Below are 22497 nucleotides of genomic sequence, written 5' to 3' on the forward strand. Positions count from 1 at the left end.
CGGATCAGCGGCGCCGTCGCCCCCAGCGGGACACGCGTGGCGGGTGGGACGGGCCGACGCGGATCCACCTCGCATCCGCCGCGCCCCCGGGCTCGACGACGACGTACCGGCCGACCTCCGAGTCGTAGTACACGGACTTGCCGGACCGCGCGAGGTTCTCCGCGGCGCGGGCGACGAGCTCGTGCGCGAGGCGTTGGGACTCGGCGCTGTAGGTGCTCATGCGAGCGACCACCTCCTGAGGATCCGTCGCGCGCGACCGCCGTCTCCGGACCGTGTCGCGCGCACGCGGGTCACGATAGCGTTCCCGACCGCGACCGCCATCTCGCTGTCGTCATCCGAGGCCCAGGGGACGCTGATCAGGGCGGTGAGGACCGAGATGCCCACCTCCGACTGCCCCGGATCCGGATTGGTGGACCTCTCGCACGCCCAGGCGAAGCGCTGCCACCACTGCTCGCGCTGCGTCCACCGGCCGGAGCGGTGGGCGGCGATCGCGGAGAGCACGGCCGAGAGGATGGCGGCGCCTCCGGCGATGACCGCCGCCCAGAGCGTGGCGGCGCCTTGCACCGACGCCGTCACCGCCTCGGCATGGATCACGTGCGCCTCGTCTCCTCGCGAGCGGACGGGCATCCGCCCGCGTCGGCGGCGGAACAGCCAGCCGACGGCGCACTGTGGCACGCGGGAGCGGCATCCCCACCTCGGCGGCCGAGGAGGGGGGCGGCCGGCATCAGGACGCCCTGGGGAGGGCCGAGGCCGCGGCGCCGCTCAGTACATCGCGAGCGGACCCGCGCCCGCGGGCGCCGGGAACGCGCGGTCGAGCGCCTCCAGCGTCTCGTCCGGGATCGCGAGGTCGAGCGCCGCGCGGTTCTCGGCGACGTGCGCGGCCGTCGCGGCCTTGGCGGTGGCGAAGACGTGCGGCGCCTGGCGGACAACCCACGCGAGGGCGAGCTGGCCCGCGCTGACGCCGAGCGGCTCCGCGAGGGCGGCGAGCGTCGGATCCGTCGCGAGCCGGCCCTGGTCGAGCGGCGAGTACGCCATGACGGGCATGCGGCGGTCGCGGGCCCACGGGATCACGTCGGCCTCGGGCCCGCGCTGGGCGAGGTTGTAGAGCACCTGGTCGGTCTGCACGGCGTCGCCGCCGGGGATCGCGGCCAGCTCATCGAGGGCGCGGGCGTCGAGGTTGCTGACGCCCCACGCGCGGATCAGGCCCTCCTCGACGAGCTCCTGCATCGCGGCGACCGTGTCGGCCAGCGGGTGGGATCCGCGCCAGTGCAGCAGGTAGAGGTCGAGCCGGTCGGTGCCGAGGCGCGCGAGGCTGCGGCGGGCGGCCTCGCCCGTGCCGCGGCGGGACGCGTTCGAGGGGAGCACCTTGCTGATGAGGAACACCTCGTCGCGGCGACCGGAGATGGCCTCGCCGACGAGCTCCTCGGATCGCCCGCTGCCGTACATCTCGGCGGTGTCGATCGCGGTGAGGCCCGCGTCGAGGCCGGCGCGCAGGGCGTCGAGCTCGGTGGACCGGGCGGCGCGGTCGTCGCCCATGTTCCAGGTGCCCTGCGCGAGGGCGACGGCGGTGCGGCCGTCGGGGAAGGTGGTCGTGGGGATATCGGTGTCAGGCATCGCGTCCATCCTCGTCCGATCGCGGGCCGGGGTCACGGGAGCGCCCCCACCGTGATCCCCACCTGGTACGCCGCGCACGACCCCTCTCCGTCGTCGCAGTCGTCGATCGCGCTGCCCCGGACGCTGACGCTCGCCGGACCCGCGGGCAGGCCATCGGGCACGACGACCTCGCGGACGAAGGCGCCGTCCGCACCCACGCGGGACTGCTCGCCCTCCCGGAAGGCGCTGCCGCCGCCGGTCGCGGGCGCCTCCGACACGATGCGGATCGTGTGCGTCCGGCCGGATCCGTAGCCCAGGTCGCAGTCGACGGCCGGGCTCGAGACGGTCATCGTGCCGCCGGGGGCGACCGTCGCAGGGGACGCGGTGAGCGGCGCGGGCAGGCAGCGCTCCGAGCGCAGCGCGCCGCAGCCCGAGAGACCACCGGCCAGCACGATCGCCACGGCCGAGCCGGCCGCGAGCGCCGCCGCCTTCCGCGTCCACCTCACCGAGGGTCCGCATGCTCCGGCGGCCACACCACGGCGAAGCGCTCGAAGACGATCTCGTCGTCCTCCGACCACGCGGCGCCGCGGGCCGCGCTCACGCGCTCCCAGTAGATGCGGTGCTGCGTGCGCCAGCTCTCGAGGGAGAGGTCGTCCTCGCCCTCGTCGCGCGCGAAGTCGGCGTCGGCGCTGGGGAAGGGCCCGACGCGGAGCTCGGTGCTGCGGATCACGATGCGCGGCGCCCCGGTGCTGTCGCAGGCGATCCAGTGCGAGCCGATGCGCGGCACCTCGTCGCCGCGCGCGAGGAAGTCGGCGACCAGCTCGGCGGTCGCGCGCTTGCGGCGCGCGAGCACGATGCCGAGCAGCTCGTCGGCGAGCCGCGCGTGATCGCCGAAGTGCTCGACCGTGCGCTCGGGCCCGGCGGCGACGGCCTGCGGGTGCGCCTCGGCGTACGCGGCCCACATGCGCGCGGCCGCCTCGAGGTCGGGCGGGGAGACGGGCGCGGTCGCATCGCTCATGGGTCCGATGCTCCCACGCGGCCCGGCCGCGGCGGCGGCGCGGCGGGATCCGTCAGCGCGCCCGAGCCACGAACACCATCACGCGCGACGCCTCCGTCAGCGGGCCGCGCGCAGTCGCCGTGCCCCGACGTCACCCAGCGCACGGCGCGCCCCTAGCCTGATCCCGTGACCGACGATCCCCACCAGCCGCCCGCCCGGAACGGCCACGGCCGCCGCCTCCCCGACGCCGAGCAGCGGTCCGAGGCGCTCAAGGAGCGGATCTACGTGACGTTCACCGCGCTCGCGGTGACCATCGCGATCGGGCGCGACGCGGATCACGCGACCGTCGGCGGCGCCGCCACGACGCTCCTGCTCACGGTCGTCGGCACGCTGCTCGCGGTGTCGGTCGCCGAGTACATCGCGCAGATGGTGCGCGACGGCGAGGTGCCGGACCGGCGCGACGTGGGCCACATCCTCTACGTCTGCGCCAGCTCGCTCGGGGTGCTGCCCGTGCCGATGGCGGTCCTCGGCCTGTGCGCGCTCGGGGCGCTCGATCTCGCGGCGGCCCTCCGGATCATCTCGATCGCGCTCGTGGCGACGCTCGTGCTCGTGACGCTCATCGCCGTCCGCCGCCTCCGGGTGGGCCTCGGCGTCAAGCTGCTCGTGCTCGCGGGCGTCGCGGTGCTCGGTGCGGCGGTGCTCGCGGTGGAGCTGGCCGTCCACTGATCCGCTCGGCGTCGCTGCCGGGACGCCGGGATCCGACCGACGTAGCGTGAGGCCATGGCCGCGTCCCCGCTCCCCGTGCACCTCGAGACCGCCCGCCTCCGGCTGCGACCGCTGGGACCCGCGGACGCCGACCTCGTCCACCGGCTCTGGGTCGAGCGCGACCCGCGCCATCCGCCGCACCGCCGTCTCGACGAGGCGGGGCACCCGTCGCTCGCGGAGGTGCGCGACCGCCTCGTGGTGCAGGAGGAGGAGTCGCTCCGCACGGGGATCGGGCTGCTCGCCGTCGAGCGCCGCGACGCGCCAGATGCCGTGGGGTACTGCGGGCTCGTCGTCGGCAGCGCCTCGGTGGAGGAGCCCGAGATGGCCTTCGAGCTGCTGCGCGACGCGCACGGGCAGGGCATCGCGACGGAGGCGGCGCGCGCGCTCGTCGACGCCGCCCGCGGGACCGGCCGCACCCGCCTCTGGTCCACGGTGCGCCGCTGGAACGCCGCGTCCCTCCGCGTGCTGGAGAAGGCGGGCTTCGCGGAGAGCGGGCGGGTGACGGCGGATCCCGAGCACGGCGACACCGTGTGGATGACGTTCGACCTCGCCCCGGCGGCGACCCGCGACTAGCCCGCGCGCCGCTCGTCCGCCGGCGCCGCACCCGCATCCACCGCCGACTAGCCCGCCTCCGAGTCCCCCGCCCCCGAGTCGTCCGCCCGCGACTCCCAGCGCACCTCGCCGTCGACGCGCGCGTCCGTGGGCGCGAGCCCGAGCCGCCGCGCCACGGCCTCGCTCGCCGCGTGATCCGGGTGGATGTTCGCCCGCACCACCCCGACGCCCTGCTCCCGCAGCCACGCCACCATCGCCGCCGCGCACTCGGCCGCCGCGCCGGATCCCTGCGTCGCGGTCCCGACGAGCCACGCGACCTCCGCGACGCGCGTCGGCCCCTCGTCGGTCACGGTCGCCTGCACGAAGCCGGCCGCGCGGCCCGTCGCGCGCTCGCGGAGGATCCACACCAGCCACCGCGCGGACCCGTCCGGCGAGCGCCCCGCCGCCTGCCGCGCGAAGCGCACCTCGAGCGCGGCGGGCGACGGCGGCTCGCCCCCGGTGAAGCGGTACAGCGCCGGATCCGCCAGCACCCCGACCATCTCCCGCGCGTGCGCGACCACCAGCGGCTCGAGCGCGAACCGCGCCGTGGCGAGCACGGGGGCCGGCGTCGTCGTCATCGCCCGAGCCTCCCACGCATGTGCGCCGGCGACCCGTGCAGCGGGGATCGGCTGCCGTCCGCCGGGATCCGGCCCGACGCGCGGCCCGCCGCCGCCGCACCCCGCCGATACGCTGACGACGTGACCCCCCGCGGCGCCCCGACGCCCTCCGCATCCGCGTTCCCCGCCTCCCCGCCAGCCGTCCCCGGCGGCCGCCGCATCGCCGTCCAGTTCGCCGCGATGGGCACGGTCTGGGGCGCGAGCTTCCTCTTCATGAAGATCGCGCTCGAGGGCGTGTCGTTCGGCCAGGTGTCGTGGACCCGGCTCGTCCTCGGCGCGATCGCGCTGGGCCTCATCGTCGCCGCCCGCCGCCTGCCGCTGCCGAAGGAGCGCGTCGTCTGGCTGCACTTCGCGGTGGTGGGCGTCGTCGGATCCGCCATCCCCTACTCGCTGTTCGCGTGGGCCGAGCAGCACGTCACGTCGGGCGTCGCGAGCATCTACAACGCGACCACGCCGATCATGACCGCCCTCCTCGCGACCCTCGCCTTCCGCGTCGAGAGGCTCGGCCGCCGGCAGCTCGCGGGCATCGCGCTCGGCATCGCGGGCGTCGTCGTGATCATCGGCCCGTGGCGCCTCACCCCGAGCGCCGAGGCCGCTGCGTCCGGCCAGCCGCTCCTCGAGCTCGCGGGCCAGCTCGCGTGCCTCGGCGCGGCCCTCTGCTACGGGATCACCTTCGGCTACCTCCGCCGCTTCCTCACCCACCGCGGCATCCCGGGCGTCGTGACGGCCTTCATGCAGATCGGCATGGGCGCCTCCGCGATGCTCGTCGCGACCCCGTTCCTCGCGACCGGACCCGTGGCGCTCGACCTCCCCGTCGTGCTCAGCCTCGTGGTGCTCGGCGTCGTCGGCACGGGCCTCGCGTACCTCTGGAACATGAACGTGCTGCTCGCCTGGGGCCCCACCGCCACCTCGACCGTCACGTACATCACGCCGGTCGTGGGCGTCGCGCTCGGGATCCTCGTGCTCGGCGAGACCCTGCACTGGAACGAGCCCGCCGGCGCCGCCCTCGTGCTCCTCGGCGTGCTCCTCTCGCAGGGGCGCCGCCGTGCCGCGCGCGGATCCGTCGCCTGACCATGGATCGACGACCGCTTCCGTAATACGATGAGCGCATGGCGCGCATCATCAACGGCAGGGAAGTCGACGAGTCCCAGGTCGACGAGTGGGTCGACGAGGCGGAGGCGGGATACGACGTCGGCGCGCTCCGCTCCCGCTGGGGTCGCGCTCCCCGTGGGGAGTCAGCCGCGAAGGTCATCCCCGTGCGCCTCACCGACGCCGAGCTCGAGGCCGTCATGGCGCGCGCGCAGCGCGAGGGGCTGAACCGCTCCGAGGCCATCCGCGCGGCGCTGGACGCCTGGTCCCACGCCGCGTGATCGTCCGTCCGTCCGCGCGGAAGCACGACATCGCGGACGAGGACGCGATCGCGGCGGCGTCGACCGCGCTCGTCACGGGGCCCCTCGACGACGAGGAACCGCAGCGTCAGCTCCGCCTGGGATTCGACACCGCAGCCCGTCTCCTCGAGATCGTCGTGCTCGTGTGGGACGACGGCACGGAGGAGGTCATCCATGCGATGAGGTGCCGGCCGCAGTACCTCGAGCTCCTGGCATGAGGCGCGCACCCACCGCGACGCGCACCCCTCCGACGCCCGGCTAGGCTCGCCGGGTGCGTCTCGTCATCGCCCGCTGCTCCGTCGACTACGCCGGCCGCCTCAGCGCGCATCTCCCCCTCGCCACCCGCCTCCTCATGGTCAAGGCCGACGGGAGCCTCCTCGTCCACTCGGACGGCGGCTCCTACAAGCCGCTGAACTGGATGAGCCCGCCCTGCTCGATCGTCGAGGTCGAGCCCGACGACGACCAGGCGCTCGCGGGCGTCCGCGAGATCTGGCGCGTCGTGCAGCCGAAGACGGCGGACATGCTCGTCGTCTCGATCCACGAGGTGCTGCACGACTCCGCGCACGACCTCGGCGTCGACCCGGGCCTCGTGAAGGACGGCGTGGAGGCGCACCTGCAGAAGCTGCTTGCCGAGCAGATCCACCTGCTGGGCGACGGCCACGAGCTCGTGCGCCGCGAGTACATGACGGCGATCGGGCCGGTCGACATCCTCGCGCGCGACGCGTCCGGCAAGTCGGTCGCGGTGGAGCTCAAGCGCCGCGGCGACATCGACGGCGTCGAGCAGCTCACCCGCTACCTCGAGCTGATGAACCGGGATCCGCACCTCGCGCCGGTCACGGGCGTCTACGCCGCGCAGGAGATCAAGCCGCAGGCCCGCACGCTCGCCGAGGACCGCGGCATCCGCTGCCTCCTGCTCGACTACGACGCGATGCGCGGGATGGACGACGGGCACTCGCGCCTCTTCTGATCCACCGCGGCCGCCGCGGCCGCCGCCTCGGCCGCGCCCTCCTGCGGCCCGACGCACCCGGCCGCGACGCCCGCCGCCACCCCGCCTATCCGCTCACGATCCGGGGACCGTCCGGGCGCCTCCCGCCGCCGGTGACCCGCCCATACTGACGAGGAGCGGCACTTCGCCGCCGTGTCCTCGGGGGTGGATGTGAGGGAGTCGGGTGCGGCCCGCGGCCGCGCGCTCCGCCTCGCCCCGGCGCGCCCGGGCGCAGGAGCAGCGTCGCCCGCATCCATCGGCGTGCGCCCATGACGACCATGACCACGACGGACGTCGCCGCGTCCCGCGCCGCCGCGAAGGCCGCCGGCGCCGGCACGGGAGCTCCCGCCGCCCGCGTCCGCATCGATCCGTACCCCCTCCGTCCCCGGAACCGCTGGCTCCTCCGCCTGCTGTTCTCCCTCCCCTTCGTCGTGATCGCGCTCCTCGCCGACCGGTCGCCCGCCGGCACGGTCGGGGGCCCCGCCTCGACCACGGTCAACGCCGACCTCCTCGCCCGCGTCGCGCGGATCGACTGGACCCGCGCCGACGCCGCCTGGGTCGGCAGCCTCTACCCGCCCGTCGGGACGGTCCTCGCCGCGCTCACGCCCGGCGGCACGCTCGGCATGGGCATCCTCGGCGCCCTCATCGCCGGCCCGTTCCTCCAGCAGATGCTGCAGGCGATGCAGCAGCGCCGCTTCCCGCGCGTGCAGTCCGCCATGTTCATGGTCGCCCTCGGCGCCAACCCCCTGTTCGCCCACATGGTCACCACGAACCTCGAGGCGTTCCTCGGGGTCGCGGCCTTCGGCGTCGGGGCGACGAACATGGTCCGCTTCGTCGCCTACCGGAACACCCAGGCCGGCTTCCGCGCCGGGCTGCTGTTCGCGTTCTCCGCCCTCTCCAGCGCGAGCGGGATCGTCTACATCGTGGTCGTCGGCCTGGCCGCGCCGCTCATCTCGCTCGCCCGCCACGGCCAGCGCGGCGCCCGGGCCTCGAACGTGCTCGTGCTGCTGTTCCCCACGCTCTCGGCCTTCGTTACCGTCGCGTTCCTCCAGCTCGTCTTCCTCGGCGCCCCCTTGGCGTTCCTCACGGCGCAGTTCCACTACGACCCGGCGCTCTGGGACACGGTGCCGCAGCTCGTGACGACCCTCAACGGGTTCCTGCTGCTCGCGCCGATGGTGTCCGGCTGGGCGCTCGCGCTCCTCGTGCGGCGGCCGGGCGCCGTGCTCATCTCGACGCTGCTGTTCCTCGGGCTGCTGACCGGCTACATCCTCGGCCTCATCCCCGCCAACTCGGCGGGCAACACCTTCTTCATCATGACGATGATGGGCATGGCGATCCTCCCGGCGGCCACGACGCGTCGCGCCGACGTGCTGATCACCGCCGTCGCGGCCGTCCAGATCGCCATCGCCTGGGCCGCCGCCTACAACCGGCCCGTCGTCCTCGACTGGATGGGCGCCCTCGCCCGCGTCCTCGGCTGGGCCTGAGATGACCACGACGCAGCCCGCGCCCTCGGACGGACGCGACATGACCACGGCGCCGCCGACATGGCAGGACGACATCGACCCGGGTCCGGTGCGCCAGGGCCCCCGCCAGCGCTACCTCGCCGAGGGGTGGATCCCCGTCCGCCTCCTCGCCGACGGCCGGCAGCTCGTCGCCGCCGACGGACGGCACCGGGATCCCGGCTTCGAGGCCGCGCTGGCCGCGGAGCTCGGCGCGCCCATCGCGCTCATCCACGTGGACCCGTGGGAGCTCAAGGACGCCGTCCTCCGCATCTGCGGCGAGGCCGTGGCCGACGACGCCGCCAACCGGCTCTTCCGCGCGAACCCGGAGCTGTCCGGGCGCCTCGTCTTCTCGCGCGGCCAGAAGGCGGGCGCGCTGGTGGCCGCCGTCGTGCTCGTCGCGCTGGCCGTCGTCTGGCCGCGGCAGACCGCGGTCGGCGCGCTCTCGGTCGTGAGCATCGCGTTCCTCGCGGCGACCGCGTTCAAGTTCGTGGTGGCGCTGCAGGGCGCGCGCTACGACGTGGTCGACCGCGTCACCGACGCGGAGGTCGCGCGGCTCGACGACGCCGACCTGCCGGTCTACACGGTGCTCGTGCCGGTGTTCCGGGAGGCGAACATCGTCGCCCAGCTCATCGAGAACCTCGGCGGCCTCGACTACCCGGCCCACAAGCTCGAGGTCCTCATCCTCATCGAGGAGGAGGACGCTGAGACGCGCGAGGCGATCGTGGACGCGGATCCGCCCGCCCACTTCCACATCGTCACGATCCCCGCGGGCCAGCCGCAGACCAAGCCGCGCGCCTGCAACGTGGGCCTCACGCTCGCGTCCGGCGAGTACCTCGTCATCTACGACGCCGAGGACACCCCGGATCCCGACCAGCTGAAGAAGGCGCTCGTCGCCTTCGACCGCGGCGGCCCCCTGATGGTGTGCGTGCAGGCCGCCCTCAACTACTTCAACGCGAGCGAGAACGCCCTCACCCGCATGTTCACGCTCGAGTACTCGTACTGGTTCGACTACATGCTCGCGGGCCTCGACCACTCGAACCTGCCGATCCCGCTCGGCGGCACCTCGAACCACTTCCGCACGGCCGCGCTCGTCGAGCTCGGCGGCTGGGACCCGTACAACGTCACCGAGGACGCCGACCTCGGCATCCGCGCCTCGGCCGTCGGCTACCGCGTGGGCGTCATCAACTCCACGACCATGGAGGAGGCCAACACCTCCATCCCGAACTTCATCCGCCAGCGCTCCCGGTGGATCAAGGGCTACATGCAGACGACGCTCGTGCACGCCCGCCGGCCGCTCGCGCTGATCCGCGAGGTCGGCATCGTGCGCTTCGTCGCGTTCGCGCTCCTCATCGGCGGCACCCCGGCGACGTTCCTCGGGGTCATCCCCTTCTACCTCGTGACGATCGCGTCGCTGGCGATCCCGAACGAGGTCCTCGCCTCCGTCTTCCCGGCCTGGGCGCTCTGGACGAGCCTGTTCAACTTCCTCATCGGCAACGGGGTGATGGTCTACGTCTCGATGATGGGGCCGTTCAAGCGCGGCACGTTCCACCTCATCCTGTGGTCGCTGCTGAACCCCGTCTACTGGATCCTGCACTCGATCGCCGCGTACAAGGGCCTCTGGCAGCTGCTCACCCGGCCGCACTACTGGGAGAAGACGGAGCACGGCCTCACCCAGCAGTGAGGGAGGCTCCCGGCGGGCGCCCGCGCGAGGCTCGTAGGGTGGGCGGGTGACCGCACCCGACACGTCCGCGCCCGACACGACAGCCGGATCCGCCTCCGCCCCCTGGAGCTGCATCCTGTTCGACCTCGACGGCACCATCACCGACTCGGCCCCCGGGATCACGGCGCAGCTCGCGAAGACGCTCGTCTTCATGGGCCTGCCCGTGCCCGGCCCGGCCCAGCTCCTCGAGTACGTGGGCCCGCCGATCCTCGACTCCTTCCGCGACCTCGCGGGCATGGACGACGCGGCCCAGCAGCGCGCGCTCGCCCACTACCGCGAGGGCTACGCGGGCGGCGGCGTCTTCGACAGCTCGGTCTACCCGGGCGTGCCCGACGTGCTCCGCGCGATCCACGCGGCCGGCATCCCGCTCTCGCTCGCCACGAGCAAGCCCGAGTCGCAGGCCCGGCGCGTGCTCGACCACTACGGCATCGCCGACCTGTTCACCGAGGTCTGCGGCGCCAGCGAGGACGAGGTGCGGTCGGCGAAGGCCGACGTCATCGAGGAGGCGCTCCTCCGGCTGCGCCGCGCGGGGGTGGACCTCGACCACGTCGTGATGGTCGGCGACCGCGAGCACGACGTGCTCGGCGCGGCCGCCCACGGCATCCCGACGGTCATGGTCGGCTGGGGCTACGGCAGCCCGGCGGAGGCCGCCGGCACCATCGCGGTGGTCGACACGGCCGCCGAGCTCGAGGCGATCCTGGTGCCCGAGGCCGCGCGTCCCGCCGCCTGAGGCGTCCGCTCCGAATCCCTCACAAGCAGGAGCCTTTCCACAGATCCGGCCGCTACCCCCCGTTCGCCCGGGGGTTAGCAACACGGAGTGACAGAATGACCGGCGGAGGAACCATGTCAACACCGCAGGACCTGCAGGACCCGCTCGCGCTCGACAGGCAGGTCAGCTACGCGCTCGTCGTCGCCGCGCGCAGCGTGACCGCCCTCTACCGACCCATCCTCGATCCGCTGGGCCTCACCCACCCCCAGTACCTCGTGCTCCTCGCCCTCTGGGCCAGCGGCCCGCGCTCGGTGAAGGACCTGAGCCACGAGCTCCAGCTCGACAGCGCCACGCTGTCGCCGCTGCTCAAGCGGCTCGAGGCCATGGGCCACGTGTGGCGCGTGCGCCGGGCCACGGACGAGCGCGTCCTCGAGATCGGCCTCACCGACCAGGGCCGCGAGCTCCGCGAGAAGGCCGTCGCCATCCCGCAGCGCATCCGCGACCGCCTCTCCATGACGGAGGAGCAGCTCGAGGGCCTGAAGACCGTGCTCAGCCAGGTCATCGACAATGCGAAGGGCCTGCCCGAGACCATCTGACGGGCCCGCCGGCCACCCGACCGGCGCACGTCCCCGGCTCCGCCCACCGGCGCCCGACCACCCGATCGGAGCGCGACGAGTGAGCGACACGGTCCGCGCGGTGCTCCTGCTCGAGTGCTACGTCACCGTCACGCTGCTGGCGCCGCTGCTCCTCGGCCGGCTGCCGCTCGTCGCGCAGCGGCCCGTCGCGATGCTGGCCGCCTGGCACGGGTTCCTCGTCACGGCCGTGCTGAGCCTCGGATCCGGGCTCGGCCTCCTCATCCACCAGGGCGTGGCGATGCAGGCGGGCGCCGACGCGGAGCGCGTCGCGGTCGTCGTGCCGCTCGCCTACGCCGCCGCGGGCGTGCTCGGGATCCTGCTGTTCCGCATCGTGGAGGAGGGCGGCCGCGTCGTGCGCGACGCCCGGCATCGCGCGGGCGAGGTGGCGACGCTGCTGCTCGCCTCCCGCCCGTACCGCGTGGCCGGGCGGGACGCGCGCCTCGTCGAGTCCGACGTGCCGCTCGCGGCGCTCTCCCCCGCGACCGGAGTGATCCTCCTCACCACCGAGGCGCGCGCCCGCCTCGACGACGACGAGCTCGCCGCGGTCATCGAGCACGAGACCGCGCACCTGGAGCAGCGGCACGCGCTGGCCGTGCGGCTCGCCCAGGTGTCCCGCGCGATCCTCCCGGCGCTGCCCGCGAGCCAGCGCCTCGCGCTGTCCACCACCATCGCCATCGAGTTCATCGCCGACGACCACGCCGCCCGGGTCGCCGGGCCCGCCACCGTCGCGGACGCCCTCGCGAAGCTGGATCCCGAGGGCGGCCTCTCGGGCCTCCGCGCCGACCGCATGCGCCACCCCCGCGGCGGGCACCGGGTCGCGCTGCGGACGCTGTGCGCGGTCGCGTGCGCGCTCCCGGCGCTGCCGCTGCTGATCGTGCTGCTGCCGGTCCGCTGACCCCGTCGGCTGATCCCGTCCGCTGACCCGACGCGCTGACGCAGCCCGCTGATCCCGCGCGGCCGCCGCGCATGCCGGCCCGGTCCCCGTCCGCGCCGGTCGTCCGCCCGGCACCCGCCGCGGAGGCCGCCCCGACCCGTGCGCTAGGGTCTCCTCTCGAAGGGGAGTAGTCCCCCCGGCCCGCGGGCCGGACGGCGATGCGTCGACATGCTGGCCCCTGGGCCCGGTGCATCACCCGCCACGCGCACGTGCACGGCGGGCGGACGAGACCTTCGGCCAGACGAACGACAGGCGCACGCGCGCCGTCGCGCCGGCCGGAGCGCCCCCGGGTCCCGGTCGTCGCCCGACCGGAGGACCCATGACATCCATGCCCCCTGCCCGCACGCCCGATCCGACGCCCGCCCAGGTGCGCCGCTGGCGGCAGTACCTCGCCGACGAGCGCGCCGAGGCCGCCGTCTACCGCGACCTCGCCGGCCGCCGCACGGGCGAGGAGCGCGAGATCCTGCTCGCCCTCGCTGAGGCCGAGGGCCGCCACGCCGACCACTGGATCGAGCTGCTCGGCGACCGCGTCGGCAAGCCCGTCCGCGGCGACATCCGCACGCGGGTCCTCGGCCTCCTGGCCCGCCGCTTCGGCTCCGTCTTCGTGCTCGCCCTCGCGCAGCGCGCCGAGAGCCGCTCGCCGTACGCGGACGACGCCGACGCGACCGACGCGATGGCCGCCGACGAGCGCGTGCACGAGGAGGTCGTGCGCGGCCTCGCCACCCGCGGCCGGATGCGCCTCTCGGGCACCTTCCGCGCGGCCGTCTTCGGCGCGAACGACGGCCTCGTCAGCAACCTCGCGCTCGTGCTGGGCATCACGGCCACGGGCGTGCCGAACGCCGTGATCCTCGCCACCGGCCTCGCGGGCCTCCTCGCCGGCGCGCTCTCGATGGGCGCGGGCGAGTTCGTGTCCGTGCGCTCCCAGCGCGAGCTGCTCGAGGCGTCCGCCCCGGATCCGGCCACGCGCGACGCCCTCCCCCACCTCGACGTCGACGCCAACGAGCTCGCCCTCGTCTACCGCGCCCGCGGCATGACGGAGGAGGAGGCGCTCGCGCACGCCGACGAGGTGCTGCGCGACCTCGCGGCCGAGACCCGGCCGATCCCCGTGAGCATCGCGGGCGTCGCCGCGTCCGACGACGAGCACGAGAGCGTGGGCACGGCCTGGGGCGCGGCGCTGTCGAGCTTCTGCTTCTTCGCGTCCGGCGCCGTGATCCCGGTGCTGCCGTACCTGTTCGGCCTGCAGGGCCTCGCCGCGCTCGTGATCGCGTGCGTGCTGGTCGCGATCGCGCTGTCCATCACGGGCGCGGTCACGGGCCTCCTCTCGGGCGGCCCGCCGTTGCGCCGCGCCGGCCGCCAGCTGCTCATCGGCTTCGGCGCGGCCGGGGCCACCTACCTGCTGGGGCTGCTCTTCAACACGCAGGCGGGCTGATCCGCGGGTCCCGCCGCCCGCGTCGCCTCCCGCGCGCGGCGGGGCCGGCCTGCCGCAGCCGATACGGTTGTCCGCATGGCTGACGGAGATGACCCCCGCCGTCGCGAGGACTCCCTCGCGACGCGCATGAGCGACGCGGTGTCGCGCACGAGCGAGCGGGAGGTCGCCCTGCGGGCGATGGGCCTGCTCGACGGCCTGTACGAGGGCGACGACTTCCTGCTGCTGGTCGGCGGACGGCACGCCCGCGGGATCCTCAACGGCGCCCCTCCCCTGTACTGGCCCGAGGCCTGGGGCGCCCGCGCGCTCCTCTACGCCTGGACCCCCGAGGCCGCGAAGGTCGTCGAGAAGAACCTCACGAACCGCGCCTGGCGCGTGCGCGAGGCGTGCGCGAAGGTCGTCGCGACCCGGCAGCTGCCGCTCGTGCGCGCGCTGACCGTGCTCGTCACCGACGAGAACGCCCGCGTCCGCGGCGCCGCCCTCCGCGCGCTCGGCGCCGTCGGCTCCCCCGCCGACGAGGACGTCATCCGCCGCGCGCTCACGGATCCCGACACGTCCGTCCGCGTCGCCGCGCACGACGGCCTCGAGGCCCTCGCCGCGCGCCACGACCAGGTGCTGTCCGCCGCCGGGCGCCATGCGGCGGCCGCCGCCGCAGCCGCCGAAGCGGGCGGTCCCGTCGTCGCCGACGACGACGAGGACACCGAGGACTGACGCCCGGCGGTTCCCCGGCGCCCCCCGTCAGAGGTCGGGGAACGCCGGGAACGCGCAGGTCGGCGGATCCCCGGCATCCGGCCCCGCGGTCACCCGCACGTCCGACGCGGTGGATGCGAGCGGCACGCCCCCGAAGGTCGCCCCAGCGGTCGTGATGTCGGCCGCGGCCATGTCGACTCGCGCCGCGTCGACCGCGGTGCGGCGGAGCGCGAGGCCCAGCGGGTGCGCCGCGTCGTAGCCGTCGAGCTCGGACGACGCCAGGTGCAGCGACCGGGTCGCCCGGAACCCGTCCACCACGATCCCCGTCATCGTCGGGATCGCGCTGCCCGTCGCCGTCGAGTAGCGGGGGTCGAACGCCAGGGGGTTCTTCACCTCGTCGACGCACACGTCGCGGTACTCGACGTCCCGCACGGGGCCGCCGCTCGCGGAGGAGCCCTTGATGCGGATGCCTCCGGCCGCGACGCTCAGCGTCCCGAAGGCGTCCCGGCCGCTGACGGTGACGCGGGCGACGAGCACGTCGCTCACCCCGGCCTGCGTCTCGCTGCCGATCGCGACGCCATGCGTGCCGAACAGGTGGTCGTCGAGGACGCTGATGTGGGCCGACGCCGCGGTGCCCGCCTTGACGGCGATGCCGTCGTCGCCCGCGCTGATCCACGACCGGGCGATCGTCACGTCGGTGGCGCCGGCCGGGTCGATGCCGTCCGTGTTCCGGGCGCCGGCCGGCGTCCGGATCCGCACGCCCCAGACGGTCAGGCCGTCGCCGTGGTCGAAGGACACGTGCGTGCCGGGCGAGTCCACGAGGTCGACGTCGTGCAGCGTCACGTCGTCCGCCCGCGTGGCCGCGACGAGCCGGGGCACGTTCTGGTGGCCGCCCTGCTTGGCGCTCGCCGCGACCTGCCACCAGCTCGCGGTCCCGCCGAGGATCGGGAGGTCGCCCCGGCCGTCGACCCGCCCCTGGCCGGAGCCGGTCGCCGTGCTCGACGCGAGCCCGGAGCGCGACGACAGGGTGATGAAGGGCCGACAGCCGTCGCCCGCGCCGCCGACGGTGCCGCACGTCGCGCGGCCCGCCACCTGGTAGTCCGCGGCCGCCCGGGAGGCGTGCAGCACAACCGAGGGATCGAGGACCAGCACCTCGCCGGCGCGCACGGTGATCGGCGCGCTGAGGAACGCGGCCGTGGTGCTCGACGCCGCGAGGACGACGGCGCCGCCGGATCCCGCGCACCCGTCGAGGGCGGCCTGGATGCGCGCGGTGTCCGGGGCGTGCGCCTCGTCGGCCGCGGACCCCTGCCGCTCGGCCATCGCGACCGCGGCCGGGACGGTGGCGCACGTGGTCGCCGGCGCGACCGGCTCCGCGACGGCCCTCCGGTCGCCGTGCACGACGGATCCCACGTCGCCCGCCGACGACACGGACGCGACACCCGGCGCCGCCGCGGCGAGGGCGACGACCGAGGCGAGGACCGCCACCACGAGCAGCCCGTCGACGAGCAGCGTGCGGATGCGGCGGGGAGCGAGGCCCATGGGACGCCCTTCCGAGGATCGGGGCGAGGAGGTCCCGCGCGATGGGGCCACGGTAGGTCGCCCGGGGGCGGCCCGCGCGGACCCTCCCCAGCGCGGCCCGGCCGGATCAGAGGCCCGCGAGGAAGTCCTCGACCAGCGCCGCGAAGAGGTCGGGCCGCTCGATCTGCGGCATGTGGCCGCAGTCCGGGATGAGGCGCGTGCGCGCGTCGGGCAGCTCGCGCGCGACGGCCGCGAGGTGCGCGGGCGGGAGGATCCGGTCGCGGTCGCCCCACACCGCGAGCACCGGCAGGCCCGACGCCCGCACGCTCTCGACCAGCGGCCGCCGCCAGCGCGAGCTCACGCCGCGGACCGTGCCGAGGTCGCGCGCGATGCCGAGCATCGTGGCCGCGTGCACCGGGCGGGCCGAGAGCTCCTGCGCGTGCCGCATCCGCGCGGGGGTGGTGAGCGCCGGGTCGTGGAAGATCGTGCGGGTCGAGCGCCGGGAGTTTGCGGGCGTGGGGCGCAGCAGCAGGGTGGCGAGCGGGTCGAAGGCGAGCACCCGGAGGCCGACCGTGACCTGCCGGCCGAAGCCCGCGCTGTCGGCGAGCACGAGCGCCCGCACGCGATCCGGGTGCCGCACCGCGAGCGTCATCGCGACGGCGCCGCCGAGCGAGTTGCCGACCACGGTCACGGGTCCGCGCATGCCCGTCGCGTCGAGGTAGGCGGGCAGGGCGTCGGCCAGCGCCTCGAGCGTCGTGGGGCCAGCGACCGGATCCGACCAGCCGAAGCCCGGCAGGTCGAGGCTGTGCAGCGCGTGCCCGGCGGAGAGGCGCGCGTGCTGCTCGTCCCAGTCCTCGAGGCTGCGGCCGATGCCGTGCAGGAGGAGGAGCGGATCCCCGGTGCCCGTCACGCGGTGCCGCACGGCCCGGCCGTCGACGTCGATCAGCGCGGTGCCCGGGGCCCGGAGCGGGTCGACGTCCCCGGGTGCGGCCATGTCGCGACCCTATCGAGATCCTCACGCCGTGGATTCCTGCGATGTCGGGAGGAGGTGCGACGATGGAGGGGCTGCGCATCGCAGCGTCTTCCCCGTCGCCCGGAGCCACGAGCCCGCCCGACGTGCGGCGATCCACCGGGGTCGCCGATGAGCATCAAGGAGCGACACGGCATGACGATCTTCGAGCAGATGGAGTCCGAGGTCCGGAGCTACAGCCGCGGCTGGCCGGTCGTGTTCGACCGCGCGGTGGGCAGCGAGATGTTCACGGCCGACGGCGACCGCTACCTCGACTTCTTCGCGGGCGCCGGCGCGCTCAACTACGGGCACAACAACCCCGCGCTCAAGCAGAAGCTCGTCGACTACATCCTCCGTGACGGCGTCACGCACTCCCTCGACATGTTCACGGAGGCCCGCCGCGACTTCCTGCAGACCTTCCAGGACGTCATCCTGCAGCCCCGCGGGCTCGACTACCGCATCATGTTCCCCGGCCCGGGCGGCGCCAACGCGGTCGAGGCAGCGATGAAGCTCGCGCGCAAGGTCACCGGCCGCACCACCATCGTGCACTTCACGAACTCGTTCCACGGCATGACCGAGGGCGCGCTCTCGGTCACGGGCAACGCGCTCAAGCGCGGCGGCGCCGGCCACCCCCTGCACCACGCGGTCGCGGTGCCGTTCGACGGCTACCTCGGCGCCGAGACCGACACCCTCGCGTACTTCGAGAAGCTGCTCGACGACTCGGGGTCGGGCGTCGACACGCCCGCCGGCGTCATCGTCGAGACCGTGCAGGGCGAGGGCGGCATCAACGTCGCCACGCCCGAGTGGCTGCGCAAGCTGCGCGAGCTGACCGCGCGCCACGGCATCGTGCTCATCGTCGACGACGTGCAGATGGGCTGCGGCCGCACGGGCGGGTTCTTCAGCTTCGAGGAGTCCGGCATCGTCCCCGACATCGTCACGCTCTCCAAGTCCATCGGCGGCTACGGCCTGCCCATGGCCCTCACGCTCCTCAAGCCCGAGCTCGACCAGTGGAAGCCGGGCGAGCACAACGGCACGTTCCGCGGCATCGCGCCCGCGTTCCTCACGGGCGCCGAGGCCCTGCGCCTGTACTGGGCCGACGGCGAGCTCGAGGCGTCCACGCTCCGCAAGGGCGAGCGGATCCACGAGGTCTTCACCGAGATCGCCGCCTCCGCCGCGCCGGGGATGACGCTCAAGGTGCGCGGCCGCGGCCTCGCGCGCGGCATCGAGTTCCCCTCGGGCGAGCTCGCCGGCGCGGTCTGCCGGGCGGCGTTCGAGCGCGGCATGCTCATGGAGACGAGCGGCGCCGGCGGCACGGTCATGAAGGTGCTGCCCGCGCTCACCATCACCGACGAGCAGGTCGAGGAGGGTCTCGCGATCATCCGCGCGTCCGTCCGCGAGGTCCTCGGATCCACGAGCGAGGAGCTCGCCGCCGACGAGGTGCCGCTGCCGGTGGCCGTCGGGAGCTGATCCGCTCTCCGTCCCGACCCTCGCTGTCACTTCGACGGCTGCTAGTGTCACTTGTGCGCCACAAGTGTCAACGTGCTGCGTCGTAGCGACAGGAGCGAGCCGATGTCCGAGTGGCCTCAGCACGAGCACCGCACGGTCCCCTGGCAGAGCACGGGCCGACATGGCCCTCGAGAGGACCGGGTCTTCTCGGAGGTCGTCGTCTCGCTCCCGCCCCGACTCGGCGACGTCACCGTCCCCTCGACGCCTCCCCGCGACCTGTTGCGCGCGCGGTACGAGACGGAGGAGCTCGAGCGGATCGCCGGTGATCTCCTGCAGCCGCTGGCGGGCTTCCTCATCCGCATGGAATCCGTCGCGTCATCGCGCATCGAGCAGGTCGAGGCGAGCACCACCGCCTTCGCCCGTGCCCTCGGCGGCGTGAAGGAGAATCCGTCGGCGATGTCGATGGTGTCCGCCGGCCGTGCCATCACCGCGCTGATCGACGCATCCACGACGTCGATCGAGCTCGACGCGATCCTGCGGGCGCATGAGCTGCTGATGCGGGACGAGCCCGGGGAGCGCGAGCATGCCGGTCGCCTCCGTGACGTGCAGAACTGGATCGGCGGATCGCAGTACACCCCCCGCGGGGCGCTCTACGTGCCTCCCCCATCGGAGGAGGTACCGGCCTGCCTCGCCGACCTGCTGGCGTTCGCGAACCGGGACGACGTGGATCCGATCGCCCAGGCCGCGATCGTGCACGCGCAGTTCGAGAGCATCCACCCGTTCACCGACGGGAACGGCCGGATCGGCCGCGCCCTCATCGGCGCGGTCCTCCGTCGGCGGGGCATGACGCCGACCACGGTGCTGCCGGTCGCGTCAGCGCTGGCCGCCGACACCGACCACTACTTCGGCCTCCTCACCGCCTATCGGTCCGGCGACGTCGAGGCGATCATCACCGATGTGGCGCTGTGCGTCGAGGTCGCCGCACGCGAGGCCCGCGGGACGGCCCGGTCGTTCATCTTGTACGCCGACGCGTGGCGGCGCGAGGTCGGGATGCGCGCCGGCAGCGCGACGGATCAGGTGCTCGACCTGCTGGTCGGCCTGCCGGTGTTCACTGCCGAGCAGCTGTCCACGCGCGCCGGCCTCCGGGACCGGGCGGCGTACCGGGCGATCGACCAGCTCGAGGAGGCCCGGATCATCACCGAGGTCACCGAGCGCAAGCGCGATCGCGTCTACGCCGTCACGGACGTGCTGGACGAGTTCGAGGATCTCGACGACCGCATCCGGTCCCGCATCACCCGACTCCGTACGGCTGGGTGACCCTGGCTCGATCCCGCCGTCCATCGCGCGCCTACCGCGGCCGCAGGATCCGGTACCGGTGCTCCGGGCGACCGGTGGATCCGTAGTTGAGCTGCACGTTGACCACGCGGTCGCGGGCGAGGGCGCCGAGGTAGCGCTGCGCGGTGGCGCGGGAGACGCCCACGCGCTCGGCGATCTCGGGGGCGCTCAGCTCCGCATCCGACGCGGAGAGGGCATCGAGCACGGCCTGCTCGGTCGCCGGGCGCTCGCGCGCGGAGACCCGGCCGGGCCGCAGGGCGTGGATGGCGCGGTCGATGCCGGCCTGGTCGAGCGGCCGGTCGCTCGCGAGGCCGGCGCGGAAGGCGGCGTAGGCCGCGAGGCGCGCGGTGAGCAGCTCGGGCGCGAACGGCTTCACGAGGTAGGAGACGGCGCCGCCGCGGAGGGCGCGGCGGACGGTGGCGGGGTCGTCGGCGGCCGTGACGAGGATCACGTCGGGCTCGATGCGCCGCACCAGGTCGATGCCGCTGCCGTCGGGCAGGTAGGCGTCGAGGAGCACGAGGTCGGGGCGGGACGTGTCGAGCACGGCGAGCGCCGCCCGCACGCTGCCCGCGGTGCCGACGGCGCGGAAGCCCGGCGCCTGCTCGACGATGCCCTCGTGCAGGCGGGCGATGCGGAAGTCGTCGTCGACGACGAGGACGGTGAGGTCGTCGGTCATGCGCGGGCTCCGTCGGGGTCGGGGGCGGGATCGGGATCGTCGGGGTGATGTGCGCCGACGGCGGGCGGATCGTCGGCCCGCGGATCCGCGGCGGCCGGCGGATCCGCGTCGGGCGGCTCCACCACGCCCGCGAGCCGCGCGCAGAAGACGGCGCCGGCCTCAGCACGAGGCGGCGGGCCGCCGGGATCGGCGACCCACACGTCGCCGCCGTCGCGTCGGGCGATGTCGCGCACGAGCGGCAGGCCGAAGCCGAGGCCGTGCGCGGGATCCGCTCCGCCCGCCGCCGCGAGCCCCTCCGCGGCGCCGTCCACGTCGTCGGGTCGACGCCGGAAGATGCCCGCGGCGTCCGCCGACCCGAGCCCGTCGCCGGAGTCGGAGACCGCGAGGTGCAGGTCGACCCCGTCGTCGAGCGCCTCCACCTCCACCCACCTGTCGGCGCGGGATCCGCGGACGGCCGCGTGCATCGCGTTGTCGACGAGGTTGCCGAGCACGGTCGTGACCTCCTCGGGCCGCACGAGGATCCCGCGCACGAGCGTGCCGGGCCCGACCCGGAGCGCCACGCCCCGCTCCTCCGCCTCCATCGCCTTCGCGCCGAGGAACGCCTGCAGGTAGGGCTCGTCGACGAGCCCGGCGTCGACCGTCGGGAACGCCACCGGCCCCTGCTCGAGCACGCCCGCGAGGTAGCCGTCGGCCTCGTCCACCCGGCCGGTCGCGACGAGGCCGCGCACGACGTGCAGGCGGTTCGCGAACTCGTGCCGCTGCACGCGGAGCGCCGTGGACATCGCGGTGACGGCGGTGAGGCGACGGCTCATCGCCTCGATGTCCGTCTCGTCGCGCAGCACCATCACGGTGCCGAGGTCGCGTCCGTCGCGGTCGACCCGGGCGACGTCGACGAAGAGGAGCCGGTCGTCGACCACCGCGCGCAGCGACGCGGATCCGGCGGCCGGCGCCCCGGGCGGCGCGGACGCGGCTCCCGCGCCCGCCCGCGCCGCGGCGACCGCGTCCCGCAGCACGGGCGCGACGCCGAGGTCCGCGAGCGTGCGGCCGACCGGATCCACGAGCCCGAGCAGCTCCGCGGCCCGCGGGTTGCAGACGGTGACGCGGCCGTCGGTGCCGAGGCCGAGCACGCCCTCGCCGACGCCGGACAGGACGGCCGCCTGGTCCTGCACGAGTCCCGCGAGCTCGGACGGCTGGAGGCCGAGGGTGAGGCGCGCGAGCCGTCGCGAGAGGATGCCGCTGGCCGCCGCCCCGACGCCGAGCGCGAGCAGTGCCACGACCGCGATCGCGGCCACGTCGACGCCGATGGAGTCGCGCACGGTGGCGGCCGCGAAGCCCACGCTGACCTCGCCGACCACGCGGCCGGATCCGCTGCCCGTCGAGCCCGCGCCGCCCGCGGACCCGTCCGCGTCCGCCAGCGCCCGAACCGGCACCTTCGCCCGCGCCGACTCCCCGAGCGTGCCGGTGGCCCACGTGACCTCCTCGCGCCCCGCGAGCGCGACGGCCGGATCCGTGCTCACGAGCTGCCCGAGCTCGGCGGCGTCGGGGTGGGCGAGCCGAAGCCCGCGGTCGTCGGTCACGACGACGAAGAGCGCGCCGGTCCGCTCGCGCACGGCCTCGGCGGTCCGCTGGACGGGCCCGTCGGCGAGGTCCGCGGCGGAGGCGGGCGCGGGATCCGCGGTCTCGTCGGTCACGGCGGCCCGGAGCGCGGGATCCTCCGCGGCCGTCCGCGCGATCGCGAGCGCCGTCGCCTGCGCCTCGTCCCGGTTCTCCGACGAGCTGAGCAGGCCGTAGGCGATCGTCGCGATCCCCACCACCACGAGCACGACGAGCAGCTGGAGGACGAGCGTGCGGCGCGCGAAGTCGAGCCCCGCCCGTCGCCGCCCCGTCGCTCGATCCACCTGGTGAGCATAATGCGCAGAACGTCGTCTACGTGCACTATCGCGATGAAGCGGCACAAGCGC

Annotated in this window: 25 protein-coding genes; 15 read left to right on the forward strand and 10 right to left on the reverse strand. The window is 74.8% G+C overall.

Annotation, left to right across the window (positions count from 1 at the left end):
* Positions 1 to 4: 4 nt before the first annotated feature.
* From FGG90_RS10620 to FGG90_RS10640, 5 genes are all read right to left on the reverse strand, one after another.
* Positions 5 to 220 (reverse strand): hypothetical protein, encoded by a 216-nt coding sequence (locus FGG90_RS10620; RefSeq protein ID WP_094127261.1) that lies wholly within the window; start codon positions 218 to 220, stop codon positions 5 to 7.
* Positions 217 to 594 carry a hypothetical protein gene (locus tag FGG90_RS10625; RefSeq protein ID WP_094127259.1) on the reverse strand — a complete coding sequence of 126 codons (378 nt, stop codon included), beginning with the start codon at positions 592 to 594 and terminating at the stop codon, positions 217 to 219. Before FGG90_RS10625 ends, FGG90_RS10620 begins: the two co-directional genes overlap by 4 nt.
* Positions 595 to 762: 168 nt before the next feature.
* Positions 763 to 1623, reverse strand: a complete 861-nt coding sequence (locus FGG90_RS10630) for an aldo/keto reductase (RefSeq protein ID WP_094127257.1) — start codon at positions 1621 to 1623, stop codon at positions 763 to 765.
* A 23-nt stretch (positions 1624 to 1646) separates the two neighbouring features.
* The gene (locus tag FGG90_RS10635) at positions 1647 to 2099 is read right to left on the reverse strand and encodes a hypothetical protein (RefSeq protein ID WP_094127255.1); all 453 of its coding nucleotides are present in this window, start codon (positions 2097 to 2099) and stop codon (positions 1647 to 1649) included.
* Complete coding sequence (locus tag FGG90_RS10640; protein ID WP_094127253.1) at positions 2096 to 2611, reverse strand: ASCH domain-containing protein; 516 nt, start codon at positions 2609 to 2611, stop codon at positions 2096 to 2098. The genes FGG90_RS10635 and FGG90_RS10640 overlap by 4 nt, the downstream gene beginning before the upstream one ends.
* Positions 2612 to 2776: 165 nt before the next feature.
* Between FGG90_RS10640 and FGG90_RS10645 the strand changes: the two genes are divergently transcribed.
* Both FGG90_RS10645 and FGG90_RS10650 read left to right on the forward strand, forming a co-directional pair.
* Positions 2777 to 3316: a hypothetical protein gene (locus FGG90_RS10645; protein WP_094127251.1), complete on the forward strand. Its 540-nt coding sequence runs from the start codon at positions 2777 to 2779 to the stop codon at positions 3314 to 3316.
* A 54-nt stretch (positions 3317 to 3370) separates the two neighbouring features.
* Positions 3371 to 3928: a GNAT family N-acetyltransferase gene (locus FGG90_RS10650; protein WP_094127249.1), complete on the forward strand. Its 558-nt coding sequence runs from the start codon at positions 3371 to 3373 to the stop codon at positions 3926 to 3928.
* 47 nt (positions 3929 to 3975) lie between these two features.
* On the opposite strand, the gene FGG90_RS10655 is transcribed toward FGG90_RS10650, so the two are convergent.
* The gene (locus FGG90_RS10655; protein WP_094127247.1) at positions 3976 to 4524 is read right to left on the reverse strand and encodes a GNAT family N-acetyltransferase; all 549 of its coding nucleotides are present in this window, start codon (positions 4522 to 4524) and stop codon (positions 3976 to 3978) included.
* Positions 4525 to 4644: 120 nt separating this feature from the next.
* Here FGG90_RS10655 and FGG90_RS10660 point away from each other — a divergent pair, with 120 nt between their 5' ends.
* The 11 genes from FGG90_RS10660 (at position 4645) to FGG90_RS10710 (ending at position 14573) form a co-directional block, all read left to right on the forward strand.
* Positions 4645 to 5634: a DMT family transporter gene (locus tag FGG90_RS10660; RefSeq protein WP_337249878.1), complete on the forward strand. Its 990-nt coding sequence runs from the start codon at positions 4645 to 4647 to the stop codon at positions 5632 to 5634.
* Between the two features lie 38 nt (positions 5635 to 5672).
* A complete protein-coding gene (locus FGG90_RS10665) occupies positions 5673 to 5933 on the forward strand; it encodes a ribbon-helix-helix protein, CopG family (protein ID WP_094127245.1) in 261 nt (86 codons plus the stop codon).
* Positions 5930 to 6169, forward strand: coding sequence for a hypothetical protein (locus FGG90_RS10670; RefSeq protein ID WP_210433038.1), 240 nt, complete (start codon positions 5930 to 5932; stop codon positions 6167 to 6169). Before FGG90_RS10665 ends, FGG90_RS10670 begins: the two co-directional genes overlap by 4 nt.
* Before the next feature lie 53 nt (positions 6170 to 6222).
* Positions 6223 to 6918 (forward strand): endonuclease NucS, encoded by a 696-nt coding sequence (nucS, locus tag FGG90_RS10675; protein ID WP_012039553.1) that lies wholly within the window; start codon positions 6223 to 6225, stop codon positions 6916 to 6918.
* A 296-nt stretch (positions 6919 to 7214) separates the two neighbouring features.
* A complete protein-coding gene (locus FGG90_RS10680) occupies positions 7215 to 8420 on the forward strand; it encodes a hypothetical protein (RefSeq protein ID WP_094131366.1) in 1206 nt (401 codons plus the stop codon).
* Between the two features lies 1 nt (position 8421).
* Positions 8422 to 10119: a glycosyltransferase family 2 protein gene (locus FGG90_RS10685; RefSeq protein WP_237583325.1), complete on the forward strand. Its 1698-nt coding sequence runs from the start codon at positions 8422 to 8424 to the stop codon at positions 10117 to 10119.
* Positions 10120 to 10165: 46 nt separating this feature from the next.
* Complete coding sequence (locus FGG90_RS10690) at positions 10166 to 10888, forward strand: HAD family hydrolase (protein WP_094127243.1); 723 nt, start codon at positions 10166 to 10168, stop codon at positions 10886 to 10888.
* Between the two features lie 113 nt (positions 10889 to 11001).
* Complete coding sequence (locus FGG90_RS10695) at positions 11002 to 11463, forward strand: MarR family winged helix-turn-helix transcriptional regulator (protein ID WP_094127241.1); 462 nt, start codon at positions 11002 to 11004, stop codon at positions 11461 to 11463.
* A 79-nt stretch (positions 11464 to 11542) separates the two neighbouring features.
* Positions 11543 to 12397: a M56 family metallopeptidase gene (locus tag FGG90_RS10700; RefSeq protein WP_094127239.1), complete on the forward strand. Its 855-nt coding sequence runs from the start codon at positions 11543 to 11545 to the stop codon at positions 12395 to 12397.
* A gap of 358 nt (positions 12398 to 12755) precedes the next feature.
* Positions 12756 to 13865 carry a VIT1/CCC1 transporter family protein gene (locus tag FGG90_RS10705; RefSeq protein WP_094127237.1) on the forward strand — a complete coding sequence of 370 codons (1110 nt, stop codon included), beginning with the start codon at positions 12756 to 12758 and terminating at the stop codon, positions 13863 to 13865.
* A 75-nt stretch (positions 13866 to 13940) separates the two neighbouring features.
* The gene (locus tag FGG90_RS10710; protein WP_094127235.1) at positions 13941 to 14573 is read left to right on the forward strand and encodes a HEAT repeat domain-containing protein; all 633 of its coding nucleotides are present in this window, start codon (positions 13941 to 13943) and stop codon (positions 14571 to 14573) included.
* A 27-nt stretch (positions 14574 to 14600) separates the two neighbouring features.
* Here the strand turns inward: FGG90_RS10710 and FGG90_RS10715 are convergent, their stop codons facing one another.
* On the reverse strand, positions 14601 to 16091 hold the full coding sequence (locus tag FGG90_RS10715) for a glycoside hydrolase family 28 protein (protein WP_094127233.1): 1491 nt from the start codon (positions 16089 to 16091) through the stop codon (positions 14601 to 14603).
* A 106-nt stretch (positions 16092 to 16197) separates the two neighbouring features.
* A complete protein-coding gene (locus FGG90_RS10720) occupies positions 16198 to 17064 on the reverse strand; it encodes an alpha/beta fold hydrolase (RefSeq protein WP_094127231.1) in 867 nt (288 codons plus the stop codon).
* 147 nt (positions 17065 to 17211) lie between these two features.
* On the opposite strand from FGG90_RS10720, the gene ectB reads away from it, so the two are divergent.
* The gene (gene ectB / locus FGG90_RS10725; protein WP_210433037.1) at positions 17212 to 18546 is read left to right on the forward strand and encodes a diaminobutyrate--2-oxoglutarate transaminase; all 1335 of its coding nucleotides are present in this window, start codon (positions 17212 to 17214) and stop codon (positions 18544 to 18546) included.
* A 102-nt stretch (positions 18547 to 18648) separates the two neighbouring features.
* Positions 18649 to 19842: a Fic family protein gene (locus FGG90_RS10730; RefSeq protein ID WP_094127227.1), complete on the forward strand. Its 1194-nt coding sequence runs from the start codon at positions 18649 to 18651 to the stop codon at positions 19840 to 19842.
* Positions 19843 to 19873: 31 nt separating this feature from the next.
* Here FGG90_RS10730 and FGG90_RS10735 read toward each other — a convergent pair whose 3' ends face one another.
* Entirely contained in the window at positions 19874 to 20536 is a 663-nt protein-coding gene (locus FGG90_RS10735; protein ID WP_094127225.1) for a response regulator transcription factor, read from the reverse strand.
* On the reverse strand, positions 20533 to 22434 hold the full coding sequence (locus FGG90_RS10740) for a sensor histidine kinase (protein WP_094127223.1): 1902 nt from the start codon (positions 22432 to 22434) through the stop codon (positions 20533 to 20535). Before FGG90_RS10740 ends, FGG90_RS10735 begins: the two co-directional genes overlap by 4 nt.
* Positions 22435 to 22497 lie beyond the last annotated feature (63 nt).

This window comes from Clavibacter michiganensis subsp. tessellarius, assembly GCF_021922985.1.
In the GTDB taxonomy this organism is placed as follows: domain Bacteria; phylum Actinomycetota; class Actinomycetes; order Actinomycetales; family Microbacteriaceae; genus Clavibacter; species Clavibacter tessellarius.